The organism is Streptomyces sp., from assembly GCF_036566765.1.
Lineage (GTDB): Bacteria > Actinomycetota > Actinomycetes > Streptomycetales > Streptomycetaceae > Streptomyces.
Map to the genome: position 1 here is coordinate 1 of NZ_DATCVQ010000385.1, position 2,829 is coordinate 2,829.

The 2,829-nt window shown below is 71.4% G+C and carries 4 protein-coding genes; 2 read left to right on the plus strand and 2 right to left on the minus strand.

From position 1 onward, the window contains the following. The first annotated feature begins 160 nt into the window (after positions 1–160). Together VIU94_RS22475 and VIU94_RS22480 are read left to right on the plus strand one after the other, a co-directional pair. Positions 161–847, plus strand: coding sequence for a hypothetical protein (locus tag VIU94_RS22475; RefSeq protein WP_331913654.1), 687 nt, complete (start codon positions 161–163; stop codon positions 845–847). 140 nt (positions 848–987) lie between these two features. Then, positions 988–1,479, plus strand: a complete 492-nt coding sequence (locus VIU94_RS22480) for a hypothetical protein (protein WP_331913655.1) — start codon at positions 988–990, stop codon at positions 1,477–1,479. A gap of 387 nt (positions 1,480–1,866) precedes the next feature. On the opposite strand, the gene VIU94_RS22485 is transcribed toward VIU94_RS22480, so the two are convergent. Both VIU94_RS22485 and VIU94_RS22490 read right to left on the minus strand, forming a co-directional pair. Next, entirely contained in the window at positions 1,867–2,097 is a 231-nt protein-coding gene (locus VIU94_RS22485; protein ID WP_331913656.1) for a hypothetical protein, read from the minus strand. 2 nt (positions 2,098–2,099) lie between these two features. Continuing rightward, positions 2,100–2,829 (minus strand): CHAP domain-containing protein (locus tag VIU94_RS22490; RefSeq protein ID WP_331913657.1); only part of this gene is annotated, 730 nt, incomplete at its 5' end.

Genomic DNA, 2,829 nt, shown 5'->3' on the forward strand with positions numbered 1-2,829 from the left:
CTGGAGAGTCATGACGTCAGTACGCCACGTGCTGCAAATTATTGCAAATTTGTTGACCCTGCGTGTTGGGGCGGAGCTGAATGTGTCTCAGGACACAGACGGCCCCGGCCGGTGGGTGAACACCGGGACCCGGGACCTAACCGGAAACGAGGTCCGGCTAGTGAGCAAGGTACCCAAGTCCAGGCCAGCGATAGACGACATCGAAGCACGGGTCGCCGCCCTGCGCAGCGAGTTCCCCGGCTGGACGGTCGAAGGCGACGCCACGGCGGACGTGCCGTACCTGGCGCGCCGCGACAACGGCGACGGACCGCACCTCGGCGCCGGCTCCTACGCCGGGCTCCGCGCGCTGCTGTTCCGGCAGGACGAGGCCGACAGCGAGCGCGCCCTCCTGGAACTGAGCAAGGCCCTCGCGGACCGCGGCGCCGTCGCGATCCGCCACAGCGTCAGCATCGTCACCAGGACCAGGACCGGCATCGCCCGGACGGTCAGCGCGTCCCGCGGGCAGTTCATCTGGGACTCCGGAAACTTCCTTGGCCCGCTCGACGCGGTCGACGACGTCGCGCTGAAGATCGCCCGGCTCCTCGGCCTGGAGTTGCATCCGCAGCTCGCCGCGCTCGCCAGCCACATGAAGGTCCGTGGCTACAAGGTCGGCGTCACCCCGCCTGAGGTCACCGTCACGGCGGTCACCGACGGGACGCCCCGCGCCGTCCGGGTCACGGTCGAGCCGCGGCCGACGGACGAGGACCGCGAATGGTTCTGGACGCACATGGGCGACGCGCTCGCCCAGGCCACCGACGTCACCGGCGCGGAGGTCGCCCTCGTCGGGCTGCTCGCGGGCGACTCATGAGCCGGGGCGGCGGGACGCCCGGTGACCCCCGTTATCCCACCGCCGCCCCCACCCTCGTCGCGGTCCCGGAGCCTGCGCGGAAGCCTCCGGGGCCGCGGCCTCCAGTACCGTGACCCCGACGTTGCGACGAGAGGAGCGGGATGAGACTGCCCAGGTGGATGCCCTGGATCGAGGAAGTACTGACCGGCAGCCCGGCCATCACCGGCGTGCGGACCTTCGAGGCGGAGGGCATCACCGACCCGAAGTACGGCCACGTCATCACCCTGCGCGGCGGCGCCCAGATCGCGCTGCAACACGGACGGACGTCCCCGCCGTCAGGCGACCTCGGTGAGGAGGCCATCGTCACCGGCGAGCCGCCCGCCGCGCAGACGCTGCCGGAGCTGCCGAGCACGGGCCGGACACCGACGCGCCTGATCGAGGAGCACCTCGCCGCGCTGATCGCCAACGGGGGGAACCGGGAGATCCGGGCGGTCGAGCGGAAGTCGGTCCGGCCGGACGCCGGGCCGCGGCCGTACTGCGTCGTCGTGCGATTCCACAACGGCGCGGACATCGTCGTCATGTTCCGGAGCCTGGCTCCCGCGGGCGCCAACCTGAGCTCGGGGGGTGACTTCCAGCAGAGAGAGGAGGTGTGAACGCATCATGGCGAATTGCCCTAGCTGCGGACAGTCCACGTCCGCCCCGGCGGGCCAGCCGACGCCGGCTCATCAGAAGCCGGACGGCAGCCGACAAGCCTGCCCCGGTGGCACGGCCTCGTGAAGTAGCGCCCCCGCCCACCCGAATTGGGCGGGGGCGTTCGCGCGAGGGTAGCGGGCATTCCGGACAAAACGAAACGCCCCCCGGTCCGAAGACCAGGGGGCGTCCGCGTGCCGATGAACCTTCCCCGCTCACCGGCGCAAGGCCCAGGTTACCCACCTACGTAACCTGATCGACCTGCGCAAATGCGAAACGCCCCGCCGCCCGGACGGATCCGGGGGCGGGGCGTTCGCGCGGAACGGCTCGGGGGGCCTACCGCTCCACGATCACAGGCGCGGCGCGGGCGGCACCGGCGCGGACGGGCGCGGCGTGTGCTTGGTCAGCCACCCCGTCACCGCACCGACCGCCGTCGCGATCCCGCCGATGATGAGCGCCTGGAGGACGTCGGCGAGCCCGGCGAACGCCGGGACCTTCACCACCACCCAGGCCGTGACGAACGCCGCGATCAGCGTCGAGAGGCTCTGCGTCCTGACCTTGGCTTCCACGGGTGCGGACATGCTCACTTCCCTCCCTGCTTGCGGGCGACCGCGACGAGGAGCTGCGAGTAGCCCCACCCGTCGACCTGGTCGCCGTAGCCCTTGGCGGCCTTGCTGCCGACCGACTTGCGGACGAGGCGGAAGTCCTCGGCCGTGGCGGCGCCGTACTCGCCGTCGGTACCGCCCGCCTTGTCGATGTTCGCGCTGAACCCGGCGGCGCGGCACAGCTCCTGCAGAGCCTTCACCGGCTGCCCGGAGTCGCCCCTCTTGAGTCCGATCAACGGGTCCTCCTCGCTCTCGGCGGCGGACTCCCCGCTGCCGCTGTAGTTGGGCCGTCCGTAGCCCGCGATGACGTTCGCGCTGCGCACCCGGCGCAGGCACGCGTCGCCGGTGTTGCCCTCGATGGTCTGCACGCGGCCGCCGCCGAGCACCCGCTCCACGATCCCGACGTGGTCGATGGCGCCGATGCTGTTCGTCGCGCCCCAGTCGAAGAACACGATGTCCCCGGGCTTTGCGGCGTCGACGTTCGCCGTGGTGCCCTCGTGCCAGCGGCCCGCGTTCTTGAAGTCCATGGCGTGGCTCACGGTGTAGGCCCTGTCCCCGCCCGGCAGAACGGCCGCCGTGTTCCCGGAGTGCCGCGCCCAGTAGGTGATCGACATGTCGCACCACGCAGCGTCGAGGTACTCGCCGCCGTGGCGCCCGGCGTACTCCCGGGTGACGTAGTTCGGCCGGCCGCGCAGACCGAGGCTCTTG

Coding starts and splice junctions, on each gene's coding strand:
- VIU94_RS22480 (WP_331913655.1), top strand. CDS start 988: ATGAGACTGCCCAGGTGGATGCCCTGGATCGAGGAAGTACTGACCGGC.
- VIU94_RS22485 (WP_331913656.1), bottom strand. CDS start 2,097: ATGTCCGCACCCGTGGAAGCCAAGGTCAGGACGCAGAGCCTCTCGACG.